General features: G+C 64.2%; 23 protein-coding genes. 11 read left to right on the top strand and 12 right to left on the bottom strand.

Annotated elements, in window-relative coordinates:
• Positions 1-156 precede the first annotated feature (156 nt).
• From CFB41_RS35555 to CFB41_RS35530, 6 genes are all read left to right on the top strand, one after another.
• Positions 157-1557, top strand: a complete 1401-nt coding sequence (locus CFB41_RS35555) for an aspartate aminotransferase family protein (protein ID WP_089459912.1) — start codon at positions 157-159, stop codon at positions 1555-1557.
• A gap of 91 nt (positions 1558-1648) precedes the next feature.
• The gene (locus tag CFB41_RS35550) at positions 1649-2140 is read left to right on the top strand and encodes an Lrp/AsnC family transcriptional regulator (protein WP_006749694.1); all 492 of its coding nucleotides are present in this window, start codon (positions 1649-1651) and stop codon (positions 2138-2140) included.
• A 109-nt stretch (positions 2141-2249) separates the two neighbouring features.
• Positions 2250-3722 (top strand): NAD-dependent succinate-semialdehyde dehydrogenase, encoded by a 1473-nt coding sequence (locus CFB41_RS35545; RefSeq protein WP_089443901.1) that lies wholly within the window; start codon positions 2250-2252, stop codon positions 3720-3722.
• 132 nt (positions 3723-3854) lie between these two features.
• Positions 3855-4451 (top strand): TetR/AcrR family transcriptional regulator, encoded by a 597-nt coding sequence (locus CFB41_RS35540; RefSeq protein WP_089459911.1) that lies wholly within the window; start codon positions 3855-3857, stop codon positions 4449-4451.
• 50 nt (positions 4452-4501) lie between these two features.
• Positions 4502-5983: an MFS transporter gene (locus CFB41_RS35535; RefSeq protein ID WP_089459910.1), complete on the top strand. Its 1482-nt coding sequence runs from the start codon at positions 4502-4504 to the stop codon at positions 5981-5983.
• A 60-nt stretch (positions 5984-6043) separates the two neighbouring features.
• Positions 6044-6352 carry an EthD family reductase gene (locus tag CFB41_RS35530; RefSeq protein WP_089459909.1) on the top strand — a complete coding sequence of 103 codons (309 nt, stop codon included), beginning with the start codon at positions 6044-6046 and terminating at the stop codon, positions 6350-6352.
• A gap of 231 nt (positions 6353-6583) precedes the next feature.
• On the opposite strand, the gene CFB41_RS35525 is transcribed toward CFB41_RS35530, so the two are convergent.
• A complete protein-coding gene (locus tag CFB41_RS35525) occupies positions 6584-8059 on the bottom strand; it encodes an HD domain-containing phosphohydrolase (protein WP_089460134.1) in 1476 nt (491 codons plus the stop codon).
• A 288-nt stretch (positions 8060-8347) separates the two neighbouring features.
• On the opposite strand from CFB41_RS35525, the gene CFB41_RS35520 reads away from it, so the two are divergent.
• On the top strand, positions 8348-8923 hold the full coding sequence (locus CFB41_RS35520) for a DUF308 domain-containing protein (RefSeq protein WP_089460133.1): 576 nt from the start codon (positions 8348-8350) through the stop codon (positions 8921-8923).
• 249 nt (positions 8924-9172) lie between these two features.
• Here the strand turns inward: CFB41_RS35520 and CFB41_RS35515 are convergent, their stop codons facing one another.
• The 7 genes from CFB41_RS35515 to CFB41_RS35495 all read right to left on the bottom strand — a co-directional run bounded on the left by CFB41_RS35515 (position 9173) and on the right by CFB41_RS35495 (position 15064).
• A complete protein-coding gene (locus CFB41_RS35515) occupies positions 9173-9523 on the bottom strand; it encodes a VOC family protein (protein ID WP_089443899.1) in 351 nt (116 codons plus the stop codon).
• 406 nt (positions 9524-9929) lie between these two features.
• Positions 9930-10223, bottom strand: a complete 294-nt coding sequence (locus tag CFB41_RS35510; protein ID WP_089460132.1) for a toxin-antitoxin system YwqK family antitoxin — start codon at positions 10221-10223, stop codon at positions 9930-9932.
• 768 nt (positions 10224-10991) lie between these two features.
• On the bottom strand, positions 10992-11588 hold the full coding sequence (locus CFB41_RS37980) for a hypothetical protein (protein WP_144030000.1): 597 nt from the start codon (positions 11586-11588) through the stop codon (positions 10992-10994).
• Between the two features lie 229 nt (positions 11589-11817).
• Positions 11818-12234 (bottom strand): hypothetical protein, encoded by a 417-nt coding sequence (locus tag CFB41_RS37975; RefSeq protein WP_144029999.1) that lies wholly within the window; start codon positions 12232-12234, stop codon positions 11818-11820.
• A 148-nt stretch (positions 12235-12382) separates the two neighbouring features.
• Positions 12383-12892 (bottom strand): DUF2199 domain-containing protein, encoded by a 510-nt coding sequence (locus CFB41_RS35505; RefSeq protein WP_081058712.1) that lies wholly within the window; start codon positions 12890-12892, stop codon positions 12383-12385.
• Positions 12893-13114: 222 nt separating this feature from the next.
• Positions 13115-13918 (bottom strand): hypothetical protein, encoded by an 804-nt coding sequence (locus CFB41_RS35500; protein ID WP_089459908.1) that lies wholly within the window; start codon positions 13916-13918, stop codon positions 13115-13117.
• 174 nt (positions 13919-14092) lie between these two features.
• A complete protein-coding gene (locus CFB41_RS35495; protein ID WP_089459907.1) occupies positions 14093-15064 on the bottom strand; it encodes a LysR family transcriptional regulator in 972 nt (323 codons plus the stop codon).
• A gap of 483 nt (positions 15065-15547) precedes the next feature.
• On the opposite strand from CFB41_RS35495, the gene CFB41_RS37970 reads away from it, so the two are divergent.
• Positions 15548-15838 (top strand): hypothetical protein, encoded by a 291-nt coding sequence (locus CFB41_RS37970; RefSeq protein WP_144029998.1) that lies wholly within the window; start codon positions 15548-15550, stop codon positions 15836-15838.
• A 188-nt stretch (positions 15839-16026) separates the two neighbouring features.
• On the opposite strand, the gene CFB41_RS35490 is transcribed toward CFB41_RS37970, so the two are convergent.
• The 3 genes from CFB41_RS35490 to CFB41_RS35480 form a co-directional block, all read right to left on the bottom strand.
• Entirely contained in the window at positions 16027-17127 is a 1101-nt protein-coding gene (locus CFB41_RS35490) for a pilus assembly protein TadG-related protein (RefSeq protein WP_256941413.1), read from the bottom strand.
• Positions 17128-17245: 118 nt separating this feature from the next.
• Complete coding sequence (locus tag CFB41_RS35485; RefSeq protein ID WP_089459905.1) at positions 17246-17668, bottom strand: TadE/TadG family type IV pilus assembly protein; 423 nt, start codon at positions 17666-17668, stop codon at positions 17246-17248.
• A 493-nt stretch (positions 17669-18161) separates the two neighbouring features.
• Positions 18162-18812 (bottom strand): GntR family transcriptional regulator, encoded by a 651-nt coding sequence (locus tag CFB41_RS35480; protein ID WP_256941384.1) that lies wholly within the window; start codon positions 18810-18812, stop codon positions 18162-18164.
• Positions 18813-18865: 53 nt separating this feature from the next.
• On the opposite strand from CFB41_RS35480, the gene CFB41_RS35475 reads away from it, so the two are divergent.
• Positions 18866-20032 (top strand): pyridoxal phosphate-dependent aminotransferase, encoded by a 1167-nt coding sequence (locus CFB41_RS35475; RefSeq protein WP_089459903.1) that lies wholly within the window; start codon positions 18866-18868, stop codon positions 20030-20032.
• Between the two features lie 189 nt (positions 20033-20221).
• Here CFB41_RS35475 and CFB41_RS35470 read toward each other — a convergent pair whose 3' ends face one another.
• Complete coding sequence (locus CFB41_RS35470; protein ID WP_089459902.1) at positions 20222-21568, bottom strand: MFS transporter; 1347 nt, start codon at positions 21566-21568, stop codon at positions 20222-20224.
• Positions 21569-21865: 297 nt separating this feature from the next.
• Between CFB41_RS35470 and CFB41_RS35465 the strand changes: the two genes are divergently transcribed.
• Complete coding sequence (locus CFB41_RS35465; RefSeq protein WP_179250312.1) at positions 21866-22903, top strand: LacI family DNA-binding transcriptional regulator; 1038 nt, start codon at positions 21866-21868, stop codon at positions 22901-22903.
• A gap of 344 nt (positions 22904-23247) precedes the next feature.
• A complete protein-coding gene (locus tag CFB41_RS35460; RefSeq protein ID WP_089459900.1) occupies positions 23248-25029 on the top strand; it encodes an IlvD/Edd family dehydratase in 1782 nt (593 codons plus the stop codon).
• Positions 25030-25050 lie beyond the last annotated feature (21 nt).

The raw sequence follows: 25050 nt of genomic DNA, 5'->3' as shown, positions 1-25050 counted from the left end.
GATGTCCGGCCGCATGGGGCGCGCAGCAGAAAATGCCGAAGCGCGCCGTGCAAACGCCGCGCGCATACGTTTCGGGTAGCAAATTGAAGACGCATCCGGATTTCTCGCCCGTTAGCATGAACTCACCGCTGACACCTGACGAGAGTCCCGCCTGCCATGAACCAAGCCGCGCTGATCGAAGCTGATCGTCAACACCTGATCCACCCCGTCGTCAACTACCGTGCGCACGAAGCGCGCGGCGTCACCGTGCTCGAATCCGCGGACGGCGTATTCCTGCGCGATGCCGCCGGCCATACGCTGCTCGACGCGTTCTCGGGCCTGTGGTGCGTGAACGTCGGCTACGGCCGCGACAGCATCGTGAAAGCTGCCGCCGACCAGCTGGCGAAGCTGCCGTACGCAACCGGCTATTTCCATTTCGGCTCGCAGCCGGCGATCGAACTCGCCGAACGCCTCGCCGCGCTCGCGCCGCCGTCGCTGAATCGTGTGTACTTCACGCTCGGTGGCTCGGACGCGGTCGATTCCGCGATCCGCTTCATCACGCACTATTTCAACGCGACCGGCCGCCCGTCGAAAAAGCACATGATCGCGCTGGAGCGCGGCTATCACGGTTCGTCGTCGATCGGCGCCGGCCTCACCGCGCTGCCGGCGTTCCATCGCCATTTCGACCTGCCGCGTGCCGATCAGCACCACATTCCGTCGCCCTACCCGTATCGCCATCCGCTCGGCAGCGATCCGCAGGCGCTGATCGCCGCGTCGGTCGCCGCGCTCGAAGCGAAGGTCGCCGAACTCGGCGCGGACAACGTCGCCGCGTTCTTCTGCGAGCCGGTGCAAGGCTCGGGCGGCGTGATCGTGCCGCCGGCCGGCTGGCTGAAGGCGATGCGCGACGCGTGCCGGCGCCTGGGCATCCTGTTCGTCGCCGACGAGGTGATCACCGGCTTCGGCCGCACGGGCCCGCTGTTCGCATGCGAGGCCGAACAGGTCGATCCTGACCTGATGACCGTCGCGAAGGGGCTGACCGCCGGCTATGCGCCGATGGGCGCGGTACTGATGTCCGACGAGATCTACGAAGGGATCGCGGGCAGCCGCGCCGATTCGCCGGTGGTCGGCCACGGCCATACGTATTCCGCGCATCCGGTGAGCGCGGCGATCGGCCTCGAGGTGCTGAAGCTTTATCACGAAGGCGGGCTGCTCGCGAACGGCCAGGCGATGGCGCCCCGCTTTGCCGCGGGCCTCGACGCGCTGCGCGCGCATCCGCTCGTCGGCGACGCACGCTCGGTCGGCCTGCTCGGCGCGCTCGAACTGGTGACCGACAAGGCGCACAAGACGCGCTTCGATCCGGCACTGAACGTGCCCGACAAGATCGCGGCGGCCGCCTATGCGAACGGCATCGTCTTCCGCGCGTTCGGCGACGGCGTGCTCGGCTTCGCGCCGGCGCTGAGCTTCACCGCGGGCGAATTCGACCTGCTGTTCGAGCGCGTGCGCAAGACGCTCGACGACGTGCTGGCCGATGCGGGCGTGCAGCGCGCGCTCGATGCCGCGCACGCGCAGCCGGCCTGACGGGCCAAGGGAAAGCCGGGCTTGTGGCGGATATCTTTCGACTCTAAAGTAACCGGACATTCCATTTTTCCGACTCCCGACTCACGTGAACATGACGGACAGCAAGCTGGATCGCATCGACCTGCGCATCCTCTCCCAGTTGCAGAAGCGCGGCCGCATGACCAACGTCGAACTGGCCGATGCGGTCGGGCTGTCGCCCAGTCCCTGCCTGATCCGCGTGAAGCGGCTCGAGAAGGCCGGCTACATCGGCGGGTACGGCGCGCATATCCAGCTCGAGAAGCTCGGCGACGTGCAGGTCGTGTTCACCGAAGTCACGCTGGCCGACCATCGACGCGAGGATTTCGACCGCTTCGTCGCGGCGATCCGCAACGTCGACGAGATCGTCGAATGCCACCTCGCGAGCGGCGGCTACGACTATCTGCTGAAGTTCATCACGCGCAGCGTGAGCCATTACCAGACGATCGTCGAAGGGCTGCTCGAGCAGAACATCGGCATCGAGAAGTATTTCAGTTACGTGATCATCAAATCGCCGTTCGTCAAACGGCACTACCCGCTCGAATCGCTGTTCGGCGAACGTCACTGACGCACCGCGCGCGGCCCCCGCGAATACGGCAGCGTCGCTGTCCGTACGGGACAGTCGCGCGCGTGCCGCGCCGCCGTCGTCGCCGAACCGCTTCATCCAAGGACCTGCCATGCCGCTTTCGCTGACCCGCACCGAACTCCTGCGCTCCGCCAACCTGATCGACGGCACGTGGCGCGACGCGCTCGACGGCAGCCGCTTCCCCGTGACCGATCCGGCACGGCTCGACACCGTTGCCCATGCACCCGACAGCGGCGCCGCCGACGCACGTGCGGCCACCGATGCGGCGGTACGCGCCCTGCCCGCCTGGCGCGCGACGCCCGCGCGCGACCGCGCGGCGACACTGCGAGCCTGGCACGCGGCGATCGTCGCGAACACCGACGATCTCGCGAAGCTGATGTCGCGCGAACAGGGCAAGCCGCTCGCGGAAGCGCGCGGCGAAGTCGCGTACGGCGCGTCGTACGTACTGTGGTTCGCCGAGGAAGCGACGCGCACGTACGGCGACATCATTCCGCAGCAGCAGCGCGGCAAGCGGCTGAGTGCGGTGAAGGAGCCGATCGGCGTCGTCGCGGCGATCACGCCGTGGAACTTCCCGCTCGCGATGATCGCGCGCAAGATCGCGCCGGCGCTCGCGGCCGGCTGCACGGTCGTCGCGAAGCCCGCGGAGGACACGCCGCTCACCGCGCTCGCGCTCGCGTTCCTCGCGCAGGAAGCCGGCGTGCCGGCGGGCGTGCTGAACCTGATCACGGCGTCGCGCGAGCGCGGCATCGACGCGGCCGCCGACTGGCTCGCCGACAGCCGCGTGCGCAAGATTACGTTCACCGGCTCGACGGCCGTCGGCAAGCTGCTCGCACGCGATTCGGCCGCGACACTGAAGAAGCTGTCGCTCGAGTTGGGCGGCAATGCGCCGTTCATCGTGTTCGACGATGCCGAGCTCGACGCCGCGGTCGACGGGCTGATGGCCGCGAAGTTCCGCAATGGCGGGCAGACGTGCGTATCGCCGAACCGCATCTACGTGCAGGCCGGCGTGTACGACGCGTTCGCCGCGAAGCTCGCGGCGCGCGTCGCCGCGCTGAAGGTCGCGCCGGCGACCGACCCGGCCGCGCAGATCGGCCCGATGATCAACGCGCGCGCGGTGGACAAGATCGCGCGGCACGTGGGCGATGCCGTCGAGCGCGGCGCGCGCGTGCTGACGGGCGGCAAGCGCCTCACCGAGCTGGGGCCGAACTTCTACGCGCCGACGGTGCTCGCCGACGCGAGCGCCGACATGCAGCTCACGTGCGAGGAAACGTTCGGCCCGGTGGCGCCGCTGTTCCGGTTCGACACCGAGGACGACGCCGTCGACGCGGCGAACGACACGCCGTTCGGCCTCGCCGCGTATTTCTACACGCAGGACGTGCGGCGCATCGCGCGCGTGTCGGCGCGGCTCGAAACCGGCATCGTCGGGATCAACGAAGGCGCGCTCGCGAGCGAGGCCGCGCCGTTCGGCGGCGTGAAGGAATCGGGCTACGGCCGCGAAGGCTCGCGCTACGGGCTCGACGACTACCTGTCGATCAAGTATCTGTGCCAGGGCGGGCTGGATTGATTGGGCGGGCGCGAGCCGCCCGCGAGGGCGGCATCGCACTGCCCGGCCTGAAAGCATGCGTTGACATAGGAACCGATCGGTTCTTATAATGCGATCCATTCCTGGACACCGCATCAATTGCGAAACCGATCAATGGCCAATTCCGCCGGCGTGGGCCGCCCCCGCGAATTCGAACTGGAAGATGCCGCGCGCGACGCGATGGCCGTCTTCTGGGATCACGGGTACGAAGGCGCGTCCCTGCCCGACCTGATGGCCGGCACGGGCTTGTCGCGCGGCAGCCTGTACAAGGCCTTCGGCGACAAGAAAGCGCTGCTGCTGGCGGCGCTCGACCTGTATATGGCCGACGGGCTCAAGGCAACCGCGGACATCCTGTCGCAACCCGGCACCGTTAAAGCGGCCATCCGGGACTCGCTGCTGCGTTATGCGCGCCTGTCCGTCGGCGACGCCGGCCGGCGCGGCTGTCTCGCGGTCGCGATGACCACGGAACTGGCCGCCCGCGACGCGGATGTCGCGGAGCGTACCGGGCGCATGTTCCGCCGCTTGCAGCAGCTCTATGCCGGCGCGATCGTGCGCGGCCAGGCAAGCGGCGAGATCGCCGAGCAGGACGAGCAGGTGCTGGCGCGTTTGCTCGTCTGCCAGGTCGAGGGCATGCGCGTGGTGGGCAAGACCGGCGTGCCCGAGGCCGACATGCTCGCGCTGGTCGACCGCACGATGCGCCTGCTCGATTGAAATTTTTTTACCCACTTTGGAACCGATTGGTTCCGTATGGAGAACCGTTCATGTCACGGAATGATCCCGGATCGCCCGACCCGCGTCGGTGGGCCATGTTCGCGGTGCTGCTCGTCGGCGCGTTCCTGCCACCGCTGGATTTCTTCATCGTCAATGTCGCCCTGCCGTCGATTCGCGCGGAGCTGGGCGCGACGTCGTCCGCCGAGCAACTGGTGATTTCGTCGTATGCCGGCCTGTACGCGGTCACGCTGATCACCGGCGGGCGACTGGGCGACCTGTACGGTCGCGGCCGCGTGTTTTTCCTCGGGTTGATCGGTTTTGCCATCGCCTCGACGCTGTGCGGCCTCGCAGGCTCGCCGGGGATGCTCATCGCCGGGCGAGCATTGCAAGGTGTGACGGCCGCGATCATGGCGCCGCAGGCGCTCGCGTCGATCCAGGCGATCTTCCCGGAATCGGAAAAGCCGCTCGCGCTCAGCCTGTATGGCGCGGTCTTCGGCTTGGCGGCCGTGATCGGGCAGGCGCTGGGCGGGATCCTGATCTCGCTGAACCTGTTGAACCTCGGCTGGCGGACGATCTTCCTCGTCAACCTGCCGCTGGCGATGCTGGTCGTCGTGTTCGGCATCCCGCTGCTGAAGGAAACGCGTGCGCAGCATGCGCGCAAGCTCGACCTCGGCGGCACCGCGCTGTCGATGCTGACGCTCGGCGCGTTGATCGTGCCGCTGATCGAAGGGCGCGAGGCGGGCTGGCCCGTGTGGGCCTGGGCCTCGCTGATCGCGGCGCCGGCACTCGCGTGGGGCTTCTGGCGTTACGAGAGCCGGCTGGGCCGCCGCGGCGGCGCACCGCTGCTCGATCCGGCCGCGCTGCGCGCACCGGGGCTCGGCCGCGCGTTGCTGATCGCGCTGTTGCTGTACGCGATCGGCGCGTTCTTCCTGCTGTTCTCGGTGTATCTGCAGAATGCGTTGCACGTCGACGCGTTGAGCGCGGGCCTCGTGTTCCTGCCGTTCGGCGTGGGGTTTCTGCTTGGCCCGCTGTCGACGCCCTTGTGCACGCGTGCAATCGGCGCTTATGTGAATCCGCTCGGCATGGGCCTCGAGATCGTGGGGCTCGTCGGACTCGCCTGCCTGATCGACACGACGCCGATCGGGATGCCGCTCGCGTCCGTGCCGCTCGCCGCCGCGCTCTTCGTGATCGGGTTCGGACAAGGTCTCGCGCTGCCGACGCTGATGCGCATGGTGACGGGGCGCGTCGCACCGGCGGCGGCGGGGATGATCGCCGGTATCGCCAGCTCGACGCTGCAGGTCAGCACGTCGCTCAGCGTCGCGATCATCGGCGGGATTTTCTATACGGTTCTGGGCGCGCGCCAGGATCCGGCGGCCATTGCGCACGCATTTATCGTCGCACTCCTGTCGATCTCGGTGTTCCTCGCCGTCGGCGCCGCGCTGGGCATCTCGCTCGCGCGTGCACCGGCCGCGCCGTCGTCGGTGCGCTCCGCCGGGCAGCCGGCCTTCGGCCCCGCGCGCAAACGACCGTGATCGCCCGAGATCGCCCGTATCGACATTCAACGTTGCATCCGTCCAACCCGGAGGTTTCTCATGGTTTTCGTCGTTTCCTATCGTCGCGTGATGGGTGCGCGATTCGATGCCCGCTACTACGTCGAGCAGCACATTCCTCTGGTGGAAAAGTCGTGGAAACCGTACGGGCTCGAATACGTCGATGCGTTCTTCCCCGCACGGCAGGACAGCGAGGTGGTCGTCGTGGCCATGTGCCGCTTCACGGATCGGGCAGCGCTCGACGCCGCGTTCGCGTCCGCGGAAACGGCCGACATCATGGCCGATATCGACGCGTTCACCGATATCGCGCCCGATCGCTACATCACGGATGTGTTCTCGGGCGTCGAATGAATGCCGCCGGTCGCGGGCGACCGACGAACGACTGGGCGACCTGAATGGCGTAACGCGATTTTTGATTCACGACGTACACGGCAGGACCGGCGAACCTTGAATCATGCCGGCCGGGTCGTGCGTCGACGCATCCACGGATGCGTATGCGTATGCGCATCGCGCGTCATGCGTCATGCGTCATGCGTCATGCGTCATGCGTCATGCGTCATGCTTCGTGCGTCACGGATCGCGTCAAAGCAACCCCATCGCCGATGCCTTGAGCGTCGCCGCGGCGCGCGTCGAGCATTCGAGCTTGCGAAACGCCTTCTCGACATGGGTGCGCACCGTGCTCGGACTCATCGAGAGCGCCTGCGCGACCTGCTTGTTGCTCGCCCCTCGGGAGATGGCCCGCAGGACGTCGATTTCCCGTGGCGACAGGCGCGGGCCGTCGTGCGACGCGCGAGCGGCCATGCGCCGGGCCGCAGGCGCGCCACCCGTGACGAGCGCCGCGACCACGTCGCCGCATAGCCGGCCGCGCGCCGCTTCTTCCTGCAATTGGGCGGCGGCGTCCGCATCATCGAGCGCCGCCCGCCACGGGCGCGCCGAGCGCAGCGCGACCCACGCCAGCGATGCCGCGAGTACGCGCGCTTCCAGCGTCAGCGCCGCATCGCGCACGCCCCGGAAATAACCGGAACCGTCCTGCCGCTCGTACGCATACGACGCAAGCACCGCGGCTTCACCGAGCGCGCCCGTCTGCCGGCCGGCGCGCTCCGTCCAGTACGGCACGAGCCGCACCTTTTCCCATGCGCTTGCAGGCAGCCGCGTCGGCAGGTTCCACACGTCGTTCGGCACCGCGGCCCTGCCGATGCCATGAATCAGCCCGGCGCGGTACACGCGTTCGCGCGCGGCCGCATCCGGCGACAGGCGCTCGTAACACGCGGCCGCCGTCACGGCGACCGAACGCGAGAACCCGGTCATCCACGGGAGTTTCAGATCGATGACGTCCGCGATCAATTCGGCGGAGGTCGCGCCTTGCATATCGGGCGTGGCCAATGCGGCGTCGAGACCGTCGGGCGGCAGGTGATCGAGCGCCGCGAGCCAGCGTGCGGCGTCGTGCGCAGCCGCGTCGACGAGCGCGCTCGGATATCGCGCGCCCGCGCGTTGCCCGATCCATTCGATGGCCTGCTCGATGCCGTACGTGCGGCTGAATACGTCGAGATCGCCCGCGAGCGTGACGATCGACACCGCGGCCGGCACCTGTTCCCGCGCGAGCCGTGCGGGAAGCCCGTTGCCGTCCCAGCTTTCGAAGATGTGCCGCAGCGCGGTTTCCGTGGCGTGGGAGAGGCCGAGTATTCGCGCGACTTCGCCCGACACTTCGCAATGGATTTGCGCGAGCGGGATCATCGCGGCGCCGGCGCGGCCGACCGCTTCGGCGAGGCCGGGCCGGTTCTCGAGCATGGCGGCGCGAATCGCGACATCGTCGCCGAACGCCTGAGCGAAACCCGCGGCGTTCGCGGTACAGCCCGACCAGCGCAACAGCGCGACTTCGCGGGCCGTGTCGCACACCGACGCGTCGAATCCCGCCGCGTGCGCGAGCTGTGCCGCCAGCCAGCCGGTGCGCAGCGAATGATCGGTCGGCTGCCCCATGCTGAGATCGCCGATGAAGGCCAGCGCGCGGACGGCGTCGAATATGCGCAACGGGGTGTGACGGGCTTCGGCGTCGGGCATCGGATGAGGCGCGGGCATTCACGGGAACGGGAAAACGATCATACGCGACGACGTCGCGCCGTGCATGCGCGTGCGGATCGGCCGTGCGCCGCACCCGGCCCGAGGCGAGGTCGGCCGCTGCCCGGTGCGCGCGGCCGGCGCGCGTTCGCCATCGGACATCCGACCGATGGCGGGCGACCGCGACGATCGCGATACTCGGTGCACTGGAGATCCGGTCGGCACGACCTCCGCACGGCGGACACGCTGCACGCCGGCCGGAACGACGATCCGATTTACGAAGGAATGCAAATGGCTGACCACTCCCCCGAATTCCGTGCCCCCGCCGACGCACAATGGCTGAAACGGTACTACTTTTCCCGGGCGATATTCTCGCTGCTCTGGGTCGCGCTGGCATTTTCCGTCGGCCGGCAGAGCGCGGCCGGCGCGGCGATCCTGCTGATCGTTTATCCGGCTTGGGATGCGGTCGCGAATTTCGTCGACCTCGCCCGCAGCGGCGGAGCGGCGACGAACCGGACCCAGGCGGTCAACGTCGCGATCAGCGCGGCCACGACGCTGGCGGTTTTTCCGGCTTTGAATGCCGACACGCATGCGGTGCTCACGGTGTTCGGCATCTGGGCGATTCTTTCCGGCTTGCTGCAGCTCGGCACGGCGCTGCGTCGCTGGAAACAGGTCGGCGCGCAGTGGGCGATGGTTCTGAGCGGCGCGCAATCCGCGCTCGCCGGCGTGCTGTTCATCGCGCAAAGTCACGCGTCCATGCCGCCCGCCATCGCGAAGATCGCGGGCTACGCGGCGGTAGGCGCCGCCTATTTCCTGATATCGGCACTGTGGCTGCAGTTGCGGCGGGCACGACGCAGCGCGTCGTGAGCCGTCGATCGAGATGAAGATGTCACGCCACGGGGTGCCGTCGCCGTCGCCGTGGTTGCGGTCAAGGGCACATGTCGTGCAACGCATGGGCTCATGCAGAGGATCGCAGTGGTGGAAACAGGGGGTGTTTGGCGGTCGCGAACGAGTCTGAACGACCCGGAAGCGACACTCGTCGCGGCACTTTCAACGGCCCTTCGTCGCCGGCAAGCGGTCGTTCGTACGGCATCCGACGAACTGCAAAGCTGTTGGTTAGTTGCGGCACATGCAAAGCTCGAACTCGTGTCCGTCCGGGCTGCTCAATACGATGCTTTTCATGGACTCGATCTTCAATCCGTCCATCACGACGGAGGCTCCGTTTTCTGTTGCCCGCTTCACGAATTCGTGAAGCGCATTCTCTTCGAACTCAAATACAGGCACGGAGCTGCTACCTTTTATCTCATCTCCAAAATCGTTTAACAAAAGGCCCAGTCTGTTTGTGCCGATCATGAATTCAGTCCACTTGTCGGACTGCTTAAGCGGTTCATATCCGAGAAGTCGCTCCCAGAAAGAAGTGGACTTCCTCATATCACTCACCTTCAAATACACGGTACGAAGCTTCATGACGTATCCCCGAAACGGATTCCAACTGAATGTATCAGACGCCAAAATAATTGGCTTACAGCAGCGGCGGCCAGACTCATGCAGTGCTTGACTGCTTGGGCATGATGCAACAGGCATGACCGTCCATACGTGGGCGTACGATTGTTACGTCGGAACGTCGCTTCCTGGCCGGCAGCCGCCGGTCGTGATCTCCAGCAGCTGGCCGAACGGCGAACTTCGAGCGGTCACGTGCGGGCCGCTGGTAAACTCACGCAGCCAAAGCAACTCTTCCCGGTCACATGAGCACGCCAGCAGCAGCACCAGCCCCCGTAACTCCAATGATGCAGCAGTACCTGCGGCTTATCTGACAAAGGTTAGCTTAGAAAGTTACGCTGAAACCGACGCTCGCCGCAGTCGAGATCGTCCGTCACTTTATCTCGCGTCGCCCTTCAGCATCCCAATACGTCCAGTTCTCTGCTTCGGTTCCGTGATCGTAGTCCCCAAGGGCGGCAAGTTGTCCGTTTGGATGGAAATCCTTCCAGACTCCGTGCTCAACGCCGTGTTCGTAGATTCCTTCAGACGCGATAGTGCCGTCCTCTCTGTATTCAACGAAGAGGCCGTGCCGAATCCATCGCCGCCCGTCAGCGGCCAAGTATCTGCTATAGCGGTATCTAAGTGCACCGCTTGGATACAAAATTTCCGCTATGTTCAATTCCGCCATTGCACCCTCCGCTTTGTACCTCTTCGTCAGCCAGCACATCATTCAAGACTGCGCCGTAATCGCGACATCATTATGTTGCCCATGTGAGACGAGCATTGCGAGAGCGCCTTTGCCAGCTCCTGCTCATAAGGAATGTCGAGACTCTCGACCCCATGAACAACGCTCCACAGTACTCCCGCCCCATCACTATCGGGGAATCGTTCAAAAAGACGGAATAGAACACTCAACGAATTTTCCGACACCCCGATGCTCCAGAGATCTTCCAAAAGACGCTCGAGCGGTAACCAGTCCCCACCAGCCGGACTAAATTGGGCGATTTGAGAAAGAACCTCTTGCTCTGACCGAAACGGGCGAGGCTGACTGTCGACGCACATGATGGGTGGTAGGTAAGCTCGCAAGGGCTTCCGAGTTGACTTGGCTGCAGAATTGTTGCTGCTCCAGACTTGGTTGTCCAACATGTAGTGCGAGCCGCATGTCGTGATCGGCGACAACTGGCCGAACGGCGAACTTCGCGCCGGCATACTAGGGCCACTAGTAAACTCGGGCAGCCAAAGCAACTTTTCCCGGTCACATGAGCATGCAACCCACCGCAGCACCTGCACCCGTCACTCCAATGATGCAGCAGTACCTGCGCCTAATCTGACAAGGCTCTGCGTACAAACCTACGCCAAGACCTACGCTCGCCCTTTTGAGGATCGTCCGCTAACGACCCGGAGCGGTCATCGGCCCCGCTCCGAAGCAGTCATCCAATGCGGCCGCAATACGTGGTCAGACAACACGGCGAGCACGTGGCTTCCAGATGTTCGTACGTGGCACGTATTTCTCATACCCCGTTCCGTCATCGACGCCGATGACCTGATGGCCGAAACATTCAACCATCGCAACAAGACTGCCGGTGCCGCCATATGGATAACCATGCGGGTTGAACTCCAACACATGCCGTGTTGCTCGCAGTCGGATTGCAATGAGGTCGTAGTCTCCATTCCAGAATGCGTCTAACATGGACGCAAAATCCCATCCAGGCGTCGGCATCTCAGGAGAATGTCGTTTCGGCAGTGGAGTGGAAAACCAATATTCGTTCCACTCAGCCATTTCTTCCGCGGTCAGGCTCGGAAAGTAGGCGCGTTCAGCCTCGGTCAGATAAGCTGATAGTTGCGACTCGTCGGCAGGCTCATCGCTATCCTTTGCAGCCTTCACGAGGTCAAAGAATTCCGTCAGTCGCTGTAAGGCCTTCTCGCCATTCGATTCAAATTCAACGTAGCAGTAAGCCGGATCGCCTGGAGTGGCGGCCACCTCTATGACCTTGTCTAAGGACGAGGCGGGGAGTGCAGCCGAAGCCGTTACACGCTTTTTGAAAGGCCACATATATGATTCGAATCAGTATTTGTAGTTGGTGCATCAGGGCGCTTGGACTACCTATTGTCCGCGATTTATGTGGCTGAGTCGAATGTCTCAACCTGGCCGACCAGCGACCGTCTCCGCTGTCGCTCTGGGTAGGTACATTTGCGCCCGGGGACGGCAGGCGCCGACCCGAAGTGGCCCGTCAGATTTCTCCGAAACGGCCATTTCGAGCCGTTCAAGTCTTACGCATCCTTCACTGACTTTGCTCGATCATCACCTCGCACGTAGCACGTAACGACGGAAACGCTCTCATTACCCTACGCAGATGTTCAATGCGGCTTGAACGCTCGATAAATGGATAAGCATCCTGATGCAGGGCGACCCAAACTTTACCGAAATCCGAGCATTCACTTACCCACCGTGTCAGGGTGCACATGATGCGCTGACCATTGTCGTTAGTTCGCCACGCCCACAGATTTAACAGGTCAGCAACATCCTGCAGGCAATAATTCTCCGGCAGGTCGGCCCAAAGCAATTCCGCCAAATCGCTGTTCTCTCCATAGATACTAAGCAGCTGGCGAAGATTCTCTTCGTCACCTCCAAAGTCTACGGCCCGTAGTGCTGCAACCTCGTCTAAGGTTGCGCGAACAAGTGCAATCCGGTCTGCCATTTGGATCATGTATGTAGCAACGCTGCAAGCTTAAATTGTCGACGATTACGGAACTAGCAACGATTGACCGAAACTGGCCGGATGACGTCCATTTCATGATCCGGAAACCGCGCAATGCTGCTGCCAAAAGGTCCTCCTGACCGATTGTTTAGGCGTTGTCTCCATGAACCATAAGGGCATAAATTTCTGCCACACGTTCGACTGAAATTCCATTTCTTTGCTCAATCGCCAAAGAATGGTCGGTTGGCTCAAGTTCGATGTAGGGACGAATTCCATCGTCACGCAAGTGAACCCGAGTTTTAAGATTCATGGTGTCGGGATATGGTTTTAGCCAAGCATTAAGCCATCCAAAGAATGGCCCGACATGAGAACGTTTGCGTTCTTCATAGCATTTCACCCATTCAACGTAGCTGGCCCGGCTAAGAGACACCCAGACTCCCCAGGAGAACGGCTCAGTTTCACCGTGAACGGGGATTTCGATGCAGCCGAGAACGAAGAAATATTCTTCGTCGATTACACAGTCGTCGCTGCCCAGATCACAACGCACCTCTCTCTCGGCGATCGGTACTTCGTAGTAGCTTAACGGTGCAGGAGCACCAAAGCTCGGCATGCCTTCGTGAGTTTGTCCGCACGTAGCGCATTGAAAGGCGAAGGACATAGTAGGTACCAGTGAAGGCGGTGACCGAATTGTCGACGATCTAAGTGACCATGTCGACTGACCGTTCATGGCCGCATAACGCCACTACCGCATTGCACCGTACGGAAAAACAGGAAAACCCGGTGATCCGACGATAGTTGCAGGCAATAACCGCCCGACGAGGCAACCGACTACCGCTCATCACTCAGCCACCGCCGACGATCTGCTCAAAGTCAACTTCGGTCAGGGCTTCTCATTCCCTTGCCTGGAGCCGATGGCCGCAGCAATGCGGCTTTGCGCCGCGACGAGTTGGTCATCCGTAGTCGCTACCAGCCACAGACGTGCCTGCTCCTCGATTTGGCGGTTGTGATCCTTCAACGGACCCATCGCGGCAGCGGCCTTCCACACGACCGGGGCGATTCGGCTTTTCCTGCCTGACGGCGCGCCTACCAGCAGGCAGTAAGGTCCCAGCGGGAGCGATACAAACGGAAGTGCCGGACTGGCACGCACGCGCCAGTCGATGAAGGGCGTGTCGCCGATAAGCAGCGGCATGGGCAAGCCGTGGAGCACACTGAAATCGTACAGCGCCAGTTGCTCCCGCATGCCGGCGTAGATACGCCGGATGTCGTCGACAACCGCCGCGCGTATCTCGTCATCGAACATGGGTTCCTGCGCGTAGCGGGCAAACGCCTTTCGAGCCTCCCATTGATATGCGCTGAACAGGCCAATCTCCACGCAGTCCTGCACTGCGCGCTGGACATCCGCTACGGAACCGGCTTCCTCCGGCGTACCCAACTGCGCGGCCCGCAAAAACCGGGCAAGTCCAGCCTCATGGATCGCAGGACCCTCCGCAGATGCATCGTCTTCAACGCCCTTGCCAAGGGGCACATAGATATATTTCTCGGCCGCGAAATGCGACTTCTTGCCCTCGTCAAACCTGATTTCGCCATCTACGCAGTCGAGATAGCGAGTCCCGATTCGACCATGCTCCCAAACCCAGTTTTTCAGGAGCGGACGTAGTGGATGCAGTCTGTCGTGATCGGTCATGGAAGCCTCCAGGTTGCCCAGTATAGTTCCAGGTTGTCGATTGTTCGTGGAGGACATGGCGATCAATCGATCCACTACCGCCGTTGGAGCAAGGTTCAGAGCCAAGCTGACCTTCGAACGTCCAACTGCATGCACCGGCGAAGGTCCTCAGACAGTAGCACTGACGGGCTGTCACTACGCGCTTTGGTAACGGACTGCGCAAGCGGGCGCCCCGGGCTGCCCTTGACTCTCTTGACGCGGCGTCAGGAGCCGTTCAAGCAGATCGGCGCTGTCCAGTTGCGCAATCCACCAGTTCAAGGCGTTCCCCACCTTGTCCTCGCGCCAAGCGAGGTAGCCATTCGTGAACTCGCGCGCACCCACGATGCGACGCGCGACCAGCCTGCCTTCGTGTATCGGTTCTTTCGCTACGAGATCGGGCAGCATCCCGACAGCGATACCTTCGCACAGTGCTTGCAGTTTAGCTGCGAGCGTCGGCACGATGATCAGAGGCTGTCCGTCACGGGTGGCCACAGATTGCGGTTGCAGTTCGCGAGAAGTGTCACTGATGACGACACCCCGATATCTTGCGATCGTTTCGCTCTCCAACGGCTCGGGCATGCGGGCGAGTGGATGATCCGGTGCCACGACAAAAACGTGCCGGAGGGTTCCGATTGGCCGGGCCGCAATATTGGCGGCATGCGGCGGCTCGCCGAACGCCCCTATCGCGAGATCGGCACGCCGCGTAACCAGGGCATCCCACACGCCCCCAAGCACCTCGGTGGAAAGACTGAGCTGGGTATTCATCTCCAGGTCGTAGAAGGCATGGACATACGGCCATAAGGACTGGATCGGCAAGATTGCATCGACGCACAGTCGAAGCTCCGATTCCCAACTGTCTCGAATACCTTTTGCTTTGACCTCCAGGCGTCGAGCCGCGTCTAAAAGTCGACGCCCGTCTTCCACAACAGCACGACCCGCTTCCGTGAGTCTCGCCCGTCTGCCGCTGCGATCGAACAGCTCGACATCCATGTCGCTTTCCAGCTTTTGCACGAGGTAAGTGAGTGTCGACGGAACTCTATGCAACAACTCGGCCGCATCGGCGAATGTACCGGTCCGGTCAATTGCATCCAAAACTTCGAGAACTTCAAATGACAGCTTGGTCGCCATACAGCATCCTTGGATACTTCCATCGTTCACAGGCTTCACCGCGTCGGCCGAGCGGCTTTGCCGCAGCAACGCTTCCACACGGTGCCCAACCTTTCGGGACTCGCTCGGATGCTGATCAGATGGACAAAGGCGATGTCGTCCCTGAACCGGATGCGTCTCGCGGATGCTCTCGTTGACGAAGCCTCCAGCCACTCAATGGTCATTGCGGCAAGAGTCTAAGGTACACGCTGCCGTTTGTCTGCTCGTGGCGTGACGCACAGTTAGCCAGGCGCATGACAGGTCGCCGCCACCGCATGCGTAATAATCGAAAGCAACCGGCTCACCCGATGGCCCTGACCTGGAGACGCAGCAGAGACCGATTGTCGCCATTTCTTAACAGATGATTAAGAACGGCTACAAACGGCAAAAATATACTGCTCATGTTTCATGAATCGACGCCGATAAAAGGAACGCAGTACACACCTTTTCTATCGGGAGAGTCAGATGTCCATCCAGGCAATCAGTCAAAGTACTGCGCAGGCACCGGGTCCGTCGGTTGCATCGACTTCGGGGTCGGCGTCGACGGCTCCGGCCGCGAGCGCAACCGCTTCTTCGGCCGCTGGATCAAGCACCAGCACGTCCACGTCGTCGTATACGGTCAACATCAGCAGCGCCGCGCGCGCGATGTTGGCGGAAGCAACGGAGACCTCGGTTCAAACCGCGCAGGAAGCAGGAAAAGGTGACAGGCAGGCGCAGCGTCTGCTCGCAAAGGAGGCGGCAGCCAAGGCGGCGTAAGCGCGCCCGGCAGTTTCGGTGATTGAACCGCCGCCGCGCGGGCCTGGCGGCGGCACTCGGTCAAGCTTCATGCATACCCTGCATACAGGCACTGGATGGGGTATGCGGCAATCATCGTTTGTCGTTGCGGATCGAACGGCCGCTCACCGGTGCCCGGGCCGATCGACATGCCTGCGATCTCCTTTCGCTCATTCGACCAGGCGCGCAGGCGAGTACGCGCCGTAGTTGGCCCCGATGCCACCCGCCCCTGATGCCTGGCATTTGTCCGGATTGTTGCTCATCTCCATCTGGATGTATTTCGCACTCCCGCCACTCGCGCCGTCAATGTGCACACATGCAAATGCCAGAATCCGCTCGTAGGACGACGTCGTGAGATCCTGAACAATCGGGATCAGCACATATTCACAGGCCTTCGTGCCGGCCGCACTACACGCGTTGACGGACGAATACAGTGTCGTCTTCGTGCCGGGCTGGATATACGTGCACGTGTTGTCAGCGGTCGAGCAAACGCCGCTCGGCGATCCGACCGCTGCCGGATCCGGATTGCCGCTGGCTATCAGGTTCCGCACCGTCGGCACATCATTGGCGGTGGTATCGAACGTCGTCCACTGACTCGCCTCGCAAGGCCCGGCATGGTAGGACGAGGTCACGTAAAAGGTGTACGGCTGACCGGCGACCTGATTGGGTTGACCAGGGCCAGGCGGCGTCGTGGAGGTTGCGACCTTGGGTTTTTCGTTCGTCGAATCCCAATACTGGTCGTACATGCATTTCGTCATCGCAACCGGGAAGAGCGCGCCGGCGCCGACATTTCCGGGGTCCGAAATAACCGCGACAGCCACCGCGCTCTCGGGTACAGACTGAAAACCTAAGACCTTCGCCAGAAAGGAAGGAACGCCGCCACCGTTTTTCGTTCCCGAACGCGTGACGACGACTTGCACGGCCGGCTCGCCGACGGCCGGCGACGCCGGCTTGGTGGTTTGAAGACCCTTGACGCTTCCCGTCACGTCCCAATAGCCGTACGTCACATCGGTCGCGTATCCGACCAGCGTCATATTTGACGACTTGTTCAACGAAACGCTCTGTACCGTCTGCGCCTGCGCCGTGGCCCAATCGGGGGCCGTCGACTTCGTGTTGCCGCATTGCGCTCGCGGATAGATACATGGCGCACCGGCCAACGCTGCAGCGTCGGCGGCATTCTGAAGCTCATTGCGCACGACAAAAAGATAGCCGACGTCGATCGCCAGGGCGCCAAAACCGAGCAGTATCGTCAGCAAGAAAGCGACCGTAATCGCTACCGCACCTCGCTGATCCCGGCGGCGCTTCGAAGCGAGGCCAGCGTACTTCGAATGTCTGCACGTGCGCGATGACCGCCCACCTCGGAAACGAGTGTGATCCATGGCCGGCTCCTCACTCGTTGTTCATGACGGTGGTCGCTGTCAAGGTCAGCAGCTTGGTCAATGGCCCGATCCACGACCCGAGAGCCAGGCCGGTGAATTTATACGTGACCGTCACCGTGAGCGGTGTGCCGAAACTCCCGCCCTGCCCCGACGGAACGGCAACGGTAGGCGTTGACGCGCTACCCAGGCTGATCAAGTGAGTCTGGCAGTAATTGAGCGCGACATTCTGAATATCCGTCGTGGAAGCTTTGGGGGATTTCAGAACGATCCCGGCTCGCGCACCTTCGCGGCTCGCGTTGGTTATGACGGCCTGATCGAACATAACGAGACCGAATTCGATAATGCCGAACAGGATCAACAACAACAAAGGGAGCACCAATGCGAATTCAACAACCGCAACGCCCCGCTGCTGCTTCCAGTGTCGTCGATTCATGATTCTTGTTCCCCGTATAAGAAACTGACGCGATGTTCGACGCGCTCTCATTGCTTCTTCCCGCATGCATTCCCCCGCATACGGTCAGCGAACAAGCAAATTGCGCACCACCGGTCGCACACGGTTGACGCGCGGGGACAGCGTCTTGCGACGCCGATGAAGGAAGGCGTGAGAGGGGGGAAATGTTTCAGACTTGAACCGTGAAGCGTCGACGCTCAGTCGACGGCGCAGCGCACCTGCAAGCGGATGCACACGGAATGGGGGAAGATCGGCGCGAATGATTCAGTTGTGCAACACCAACGCAGCTTATGGGCCTGCAACGCGTCTCTGCCACCGGCCGGACAGGAGGCCAAGAGTCAGGTTGGCTCGGCCGCCGTCTCGCCTGCGGCGATAGCGTTGCAGCATCGATCGCGCAGCCTCGGCATTCGTCGGATGCAGCCATTCCCAAACCCGGCCTTCGCGACCAGTCGACGACGCCAGCTTGCCCCCGTACCTACCGACTACCCAACGCCTGAGCCAGCGCATCCCCCGCAGCCAGGATGTGCGCGGACAACGCCGCACACGCCGCGTCCACATCGCCGTCGCGTATCGCCCGGACGATGTTCCGATGCTCGTCGTTCGAGCGATCCTGCCAGTCGAGTTGCTGCCACGTCGCGTAAAGATGCCGCGAACTGGCCCGATGCATGTCGCCGATTGCGTCGAGGAGCCGCGGCATCCCGCACCGCGCGGTCAATGCGCGATGAAACCTGAGGTTCAGCGTGCCGAGCACGGCGATACCGCGCGCCGCCGACTCCTGATCGAGGATCGCATCGAGTTCCTCCAGCGCACGGGCGTCGAGAGCGGGGATCGCCTCGCGCAGCGCCAGCGCCTCGAAAGCAGCGCGCATCTTGGCCAATTCAAGCACGTCCGCCGGCTCGAGCGGCGCCGCCCGCACGCCCCTTCGCGGTTCCACCACGGCCAACCCTTGCGCTTCCAGCCGCCGGAACGCCTCGCGTACCGGCACGTGGCTCGCGCCGAACTCGGCCGCGATGTGGTCCTGACGCAGCCACTCGCCCGGCGTGATGACGCCCGAGATGATGCGGTCCGCCAACGCGGCAGCGATCCGATCGGCCAGCGAGCGATCTTCCTTGACTTCAAAGTTCATGCCGACCACCATGCATATATTATCTATTAAATTGTAACAAAATCGGAGGCTCGATGCGCCACCACCGTCCCGTGCGTCTGCAGCACATTGCCGGCATCGGCGTCGATCGCATGGGTTCGATCGCCGATCATGCCGACGTCGACCTGTTGCGGCTCGAAAATCTCGATACCGACATCCCGCCCACTGCAGAGGCGCTCGCCTTCACCCGGGAGGCCATCGAGCGAGACTCGGCCAACTCCTATTTGCCGTTCGTCGGTCAGGATCGGCTGCGCGCGAGCGCTGCCGCCCACGTGTCGGCGCTTTCGGGGCAGCGCTTCACGGCCGACCAGGTGGTGGTGTCGGCGGGCGGGCTCTCCGGCATTCTGAACACGCTGCTTGCCACCGTCGAGACCGGCGACGAAGTGATCGTCACCGATCCGACGTACGCGGGCCTGCTGAACCGCGTCCGCCTGGCGGGCGGCGTGCCGCGGCAGGTCCCGTTCGCCTTCACGCCGGGCGGCGAATGGAAACTGGACCAGGCCGCGCTGCGGGCGGCAATCGGCCCGAAAACGCGGGCCATGCTGCTGATGTCTCCGTCGATGCCTTCGGGCGGGGTATTCGATGCGTCCGACTGGCAACTGATCGCGGGCCTGTGTGTGCAGCACGATCTGCTGCTGATCCTCGACAGTGCGATGGAGCGGCTGCTGTTCGATGGACGCACGGTCATCCATCCCGCCGGCCTGCCCGGCATGGCAGAGCGCACGGTGACGGTCGGCGCGGCGTCGAAGGAGCTGCGCATGATTGGTTGGCGGGTCGGCTGGATCGTCGCGCCGGAATGGCTGATTCCCGATCTGGTGGCCGTGTCGCTCGCCAATGTCGTGGTGCCGGTCGGCATTGCCCAGGAGGCTGCGGCGGTTGCGCTCGAACATTCCGCGGCCGATCTGCCCGGCTACGTGAGCGAACTCGAAAGGCGGCGTGACACGATCGCCGCCGAACTGTCCGGACTCCCGTTCGGCATGCCGGCGGGCGGCTGGTCGATGCTGCTGCGTGTCTCCGACTTCGGCCTGACCGGATCGCAGATGTCGGAGCGGTTGCTGCGCCGCGGCGTATGTGCGACGGCGATGACCGGGTGGGGCGTCGCACACGGCGAGCAGTATGTCCGTTTCGTGTTCTCGAACGAACCGGTCGAACGGTTGCGCACGCTCGGAAACAAGGTGCGCGTCGCACTGGAGGACGCATGACGGCCGCCTACGAGACAGCCCCGAGTCGTCCGCCAAGTTTCCGTGGCTCGAGGCATCCGGCATGCCGCCTGTGAGGGTCGAGCGAACTCACACGAGGTCCCGCTTTTGCCGAAAGTCCCGCTTGTTACGATCCACGTGCCGTGAGACATCCGACGCCGGGCAGCGCGATGCCCGGCCCGGCCGAACGCCCTACCGCCCTGCCGGCGGCTGCAGGATGTCGCGTGGAATCGTCGCGATCAGCACGCAGCTGACCAGCAGGCACGCGCCCAGCGCATAGGTGCCGTTGTTGATGTCGCCGGTCATCTGCTTGGCGATGCCGGTGATCATCGAGCCCGTGAACCCGGACAGGTTGCCCACCGCGTTGATCAGCGCAATGCCGGCCGCCGCCGCGGTGCCGGACAGGATCTGCCCCGGAAAGGTCCAGTAGATCGGCATCAGCGCGAGGATGCCGCACGTCGCGATGGTCAGGAATACGATCGACAGCGCGACGTTGTGCGCCAACGCCGCGCTCGCGATCAGGCCGACCCCGCCGATCAGCGCGGGAATCGCCGCGTGCAGGCGGCGCTCGCCGGTCTTGCGCGAGTGCGACGCGTTCCACACCATCGCGAAGATGGCCGTCAGGTACGGAATGGCGGTCAGGACACCGATATGCAGCGGGCTCTGCACGCCCGACGCGCGAATGATCGACGGCAGCCAGAACGCCAACCCGTAGAAGCCGGTGTTGAACGTGAGCAGGATGACGGTGAGCAGCCAGACGCGCGGGCTGCGCAGCGCGGCGCCGATGCTGTGCGACTTGTGCGCGGCTTCGGTTTCGAGGTTGCGCGTCAGCCGCGCCTTTTCGTCGCCGGACAGCCACTTCGCCGACTGCGGGCCGTCGCCGAGGCACGCCAGCACGACGAACGCCACCACGATCGACGGCAGCCCTTCGAGCAGCAGCATCCATTGCCAGCCGCTCATGCCCGACAGGCCGTGCGTGTGCTCCATCAGCCAGCCGGACACCACGCTGCCGAGCGTCAGGCTCAGCGGGATCGCGACCAGGAAGCCCGACATGGCCACGCTCTGGCGGCGCGCCGGGAACCAGTAGTTCAGGTACAGGATGACGCCCGGAAAGAAGCCGGCTTCGCACAGGCCCAGCAGGAAGCGCAACGCGTAGAACATCGTGGACGTCTGCACGTGGAAGAACTGCGCGAGCGGCACGATGAACGCCATCGACGACGACACGATGCCCCACGTGATCATGATCCGCGCGATCCAGAAGCGCGCGCCGTAGCGGTGCAGCAACAGGTTGCTGGGCATCTCGAACAGGAAATAGCCCCAGAAGAAAATGCTGGCGCCGAGCGCATAGACGCCGTCGCTCAAGCTCAGGTCGTCGAGCATCTGCAGCTTCGCAAAGCCCACGTTCACGCGATCCAGGTAGGCCACGACGTAACAGAGCAGCAGTAGCGGCAGGATGCGCCGCATCACCTTGCGATACAGGGCGTCGTCGGATGAATCGGCCGCGGCCGGGGCGGCAGCGGCCTGCGTAATGGATGGCATCGGTCTGTCTCCTGATTGTGTAGGTCTTCTTCGTACCGGCGGTTCTTCGACACATCGATGTTACCGATAACATTCCGTGGCAAAAAAAACGCCGACGAGGCAGCGGGGAGCAATCGACGCACTGATACCGGTAACGAATCGGAAGGTAGCACGCGGCGACAGGCGCGTACAAGCGCCGGCGAACGCGTGGTTTCCCTAGTGCGCGCATCGCTGCGACGGGGCGGCGCGGCACGCATGACCGCGGATGCGGCACCGGTATGATGTAGCCTTTCCAGCTTTCGTCCGATCGCGATTCCGATGCCCAGTCCCACCGCCGTCCGGCCTGCCGGGCCGCCCCGCATGTCCGACGTAGCGCGCCTCGCCGGCGTATCGAAGATGACGGTGTCGCGCGTGCTCGCCGGCCATAGCGTGGCCGCCGAGACGCGCGCGCGGGTCTGCGCGGCGATCGACCAGCTCGGCTACGTGGCCGATGCGGCCGCCGGCGCGCTGTCGTCGGGGCGCTCGGAATTCGTCGCGGTGCTGGTGCCGTCGCTGTCGAGTTCGAACTTCTCCGACACCGTGCGCGGCCTGACCGACGCGCTCGAACCCGAAGGCCTCCAGCTGCTGCTCGGCGACACCGACTACGATCTCGAACGCGAGGAACGGCTCGTGCGCTCGATGTTGCGGCACCAGCCGCGCTGCATCGCGCTGACAGGTGCGCAGCACACCGATGCGACACGCAAGGTGCTGGAACGCTCGGCTATTCCCGTGGTCGAGATGTGGGACCTGCCCACGCGTCCGATCGACACCGCCGTCGGCTTTTCGAACGTGCGCGCCGCCCGGGCGATGGTGCGGCATCTGGCCGAGCGCGGTTACCGGCGCATCGGTTTTCTGGGCGGCGCGAGCGAGCTGGATCGGCGTGGCCTCGACCGGCTCAAGGGATACCAGGCGGAGATCAAGGCGCTGCGGTTGGGCGAGCCGCGCGTCGTGCGGCTCGGCGAATCGCCGATCACCATGAGCCACGGCGGGCCCGCGATGGCGGCGCTGCTCGCGCAGTGGCCGGACACCGATGCCGTGATGTGCGTCAGCGACATGTCGGCATTCGGCGCGATCATGGAATGCCACCGGCGCGGCCTGTCCGTGCCCGAGGACGTCGCGGTGGCCGGCTTCGGGAACTTCGAAGTGGCCGCATGCTGCCACCCTGCCATCACGACCGTATCGGTCGACGCATACGGCATCGGGCGACGCACGGGCGAAGCGTTGCTGGCCGCGCTGCAGGCGCGCGACAGCGGCGAGCCGGTCGAATCGCAAAGCATCCGTATCGACTACACGATCGTCGCGCGCGAAAGCGCGTGACGGGCCGGCGACCGGGCCGGTCGCGCCCGGCGAGAACCGGCGAGCACCGACGTGCGCTCGAGGCGCGCGCGAACGACGCGATTGCGTACCGCCCCCCTGCCCTTACGCCGCCCCGCCATCGCATGAACGAAAGGCCTCGTTGACGGCCGATGCGCGTCGATACGGTTGCCGTTCGACTGGATGGGAACCGGTGCATCGCGCACGGCGCTTTCTCCGTCCCCTGCGCCACCCGCACCCAAAAATTCCCTTCCGCCACGCAAAAACCCCGTGCTAACATCCACTCGATGTTACCGGTACCAATCCGGTACGCAACAATGAACGAGGCCCTTCGGAGACAGCCCGCCATGTCACAGCCCCCGCGCCGCCTGCGCAGCCAGGAATGGTTCGACGATCCCGCGCATGCCGACATGACCGCGCTCTATGTCGAGCGCTTCATGAACTACGGATTGACGCGCGAGGAGTTGCAATCGGGCCGCCCCGTGATCGGCATTGCGCAGACGGGCAGCGACCTCGCGCCGTGCAACCGCCACCACATCGAACTGGCCGAGCGCACGAAGGCGGGCATCCGCGACGCGGGCGGCATTCCGATGGAATTCCCCGTGCATCCGCTGGCCGAGCAAAGCCGCCGCCCGACCGCCGCGCTCGACCGCAACCTGGCCTACCTCGGGCTGGTGGAAGTGCTGCACGGCTTCCCGCTGGACGGCGTGGTGCTGACCACCGGCTGCGACAAGACCACCCCCGCGTGCCTGATGGCGGCCGCGACCGTCGACCTGCCGGCGATCGTGCTGTCGGGCGGGCCGATGCTCGACGGCTGGCACGACGGCAAGCGCGTCGGCTCGGGCACGGTGATCTGGCATGCGCGCAACCTGCTCGCCGCCGGCGAGATCGACTACGAAGGCTTCATGCAGCTGACCACGGCTTCGTCGCCGTCGATCGGCCATTGCAACACCATGGGCACCGCGCTGTCGATGAACAGCGTGGCCGAGGCGCTCGGCATGTCGTTGCCGGGCTGCGCGAGCATCCCCGCCGCGTACCGCGAGCGCGGCCAGATGGCGTACGCCACCGGCAAGCGCGCGGTCGAGCTCGTGCGCGAAGACGTGCGCCCGTCGACGATCATGACGCGCGCGGCGTTCGAGAATGCGATCGTCGTCGCGTCCGCGCTCGGCGCGTCGACCAACTGCCCGCCGCACCTGATCGCGATCGCGCGCCACATGGGCGTCGAACTGGGCCTGGACGACTGGCAGCGCCTCGGTGAATCGGTGCCGCTGCTGGTCAACTGCATGCCCGCTGGCGAGTACCTCGGGGAGAGCTTCCACCGCGCCGGCGGCGTGCCTGCGGTGCTGCGCCAGCTCGATGCGGCCGGCCTGCTGCGACGCGACTGCGCGACCGTGTCCGGCCGCGCGATCGGCGAGATCGCCGACACCGCGCCCGACGCCGACCGCGACGTGATCCGCACGCCCGACGCGCCGCTCAAGCATGGCGCGGGCTTCATGGTGCTGTCGGGCAACTTCTTCGACAGCGCGATCATGAAGATGTCGGTGGTCGGGGAAGCGTTCCGCCGCACCTATCTGGCCGAGCCGGGCGCGGAGAACACGTTCGAGGCCCGCGCGATCGTGTTCGAAGGCCCCGAGGACTACCACGCGCGCATCAACGATCCCGCGCTGAACATCGACGAGCGCTGCATCCTCGTGATTCGCGGCTGCGGCACGGTCGGCTACCCGGGCAGCGCGGAAGTCGTCAACATGGCGCCGCCGGCCGAGCTCGTGAAGCGCGGCGTGAGCTCGCTGCCCTGCCTGGGCGACGGTCGCCAGAGCGGCACGTCGGCCAGCCCGTCGATCCTGAACGTGTCGCCCGAGGCGGCGGTCGGCGGCGGCCTCGCGCTGCTGCGCACGAACGACCGCATTCGCGTGGACCTGAATCGCCGCAGCGTCGACGTGCTCGTGGACGAGGATGAACTCGCGCGCCGTCGCGAGACGGCGAGCTGCACGGTGCCGCAGGCGCAAACGCCGTGGCAGGCACTCTATCGCCAGTTCGTCGGCCAGCTGTCCACCGGCGGCTGCCTCGAACCGGCCACGCTGTACCTGAAGGTGATCGAACGACGCGGCAACCCGCGCCATTCGCACTGACCCTCCTGCCCACGACCCTTG

This window comes from Burkholderia sp. AU33803 (assembly GCF_002223095.1).
Taxonomy (GTDB): domain Bacteria; phylum Pseudomonadota; class Gammaproteobacteria; order Burkholderiales; family Burkholderiaceae; genus Burkholderia.
This window is presented reverse-complemented; position numbering and strand designations above follow the sequence as displayed.

Coding starts and splice junctions, on each gene's coding strand:
- CFB41_RS35475 (WP_089459903.1), top strand. CDS start 18,866: ATGCGCCACCACCGTCCCGTGCGTCTGCAGCACATTGCCGGCATCGGC.
- CFB41_RS35550 (WP_006749694.1), top strand. CDS start 1,649: ATGACGGACAGCAAGCTGGATCGCATCGACCTGCGCATCCTCTCCCAG.
- CFB41_RS35555 (WP_089459912.1), top strand. CDS start 157: ATGAACCAAGCCGCGCTGATCGAAGCTGATCGTCAACACCTGATCCAC.
- CFB41_RS37970 (WP_144029998.1), top strand. CDS start 15,548: ATGTCCATCCAGGCAATCAGTCAAAGTACTGCGCAGGCACCGGGTCCG.
- CFB41_RS35505 (WP_081058712.1), bottom strand. CDS start 12,892: ATGTCCTTCGCCTTTCAATGCGCTACGTGCGGACAAACTCACGAAGGC.
- CFB41_RS35465 (WP_179250312.1), top strand. CDS start 21,866: ATGCCCAGTCCCACCGCCGTCCGGCCTGCCGGGCCGCCCCGCATGTCC.
- CFB41_RS35540 (WP_089459911.1), top strand. CDS start 3,855: ATGGCCAATTCCGCCGGCGTGGGCCGCCCCCGCGAATTCGAACTGGAA.
- CFB41_RS35545 (WP_089443901.1), top strand. CDS start 2,250: ATGCCGCTTTCGCTGACCCGCACCGAACTCCTGCGCTCCGCCAACCTG.
- CFB41_RS37975 (WP_144029999.1), bottom strand. CDS start 12,234: ATGGCAGACCGGATTGCACTTGTTCGCGCAACCTTAGACGAGGTTGCA.
- CFB41_RS35495 (WP_089459907.1), bottom strand. CDS start 15,064: ATGGCGACCAAGCTGTCATTTGAAGTTCTCGAAGTTTTGGATGCAATT.
- CFB41_RS35460 (WP_089459900.1), top strand. CDS start 23,248: ATGTCACAGCCCCCGCGCCGCCTGCGCAGCCAGGAATGGTTCGACGAT.
- CFB41_RS35510 (WP_089460132.1), bottom strand. CDS start 10,223: ATGGCGGAATTGAACATAGCGGAAATTTTGTATCCAAGCGGTGCACTT.
- CFB41_RS35485 (WP_089459905.1), bottom strand. CDS start 17,668: ATGAATCGACGACACTGGAAGCAGCAGCGGGGCGTTGCGGTTGTTGAA.
- CFB41_RS37980 (WP_144030000.1), bottom strand. CDS start 11,588: ATGTGGCCTTTCAAAAAGCGTGTAACGGCTTCGGCTGCACTCCCCGCC.
- CFB41_RS35515 (WP_089443899.1), bottom strand. CDS start 9,523: ATGAAGCTTCGTACCGTGTATTTGAAGGTGAGTGATATGAGGAAGTCC.
- CFB41_RS35535 (WP_089459910.1), top strand. CDS start 4,502: ATGTCACGGAATGATCCCGGATCGCCCGACCCGCGTCGGTGGGCCATG.
- CFB41_RS35470 (WP_089459902.1), bottom strand. CDS start 21,568: ATGCCATCCATTACGCAGGCCGCTGCCGCCCCGGCCGCGGCCGATTCA.
- CFB41_RS35500 (WP_089459908.1), bottom strand. CDS start 13,918: ATGACCGATCACGACAGACTGCATCCACTACGTCCGCTCCTGAAAAAC.
- CFB41_RS35530 (WP_089459909.1), top strand. CDS start 6,044: ATGGTTTTCGTCGTTTCCTATCGTCGCGTGATGGGTGCGCGATTCGAT.
- CFB41_RS35520 (WP_089460133.1), top strand. CDS start 8,348: ATGGCTGACCACTCCCCCGAATTCCGTGCCCCCGCCGACGCACAATGG.
- CFB41_RS35480 (WP_256941384.1), bottom strand. CDS start 18,812: ATGAACTTTGAAGTCAAGGAAGATCGCTCGCTGGCCGATCGGATCGCT.
- CFB41_RS35525 (WP_089460134.1), bottom strand. CDS start 8,059: ATGCCCGACGCCGAAGCCCGTCACACCCCGTTGCGCATATTCGACGCC.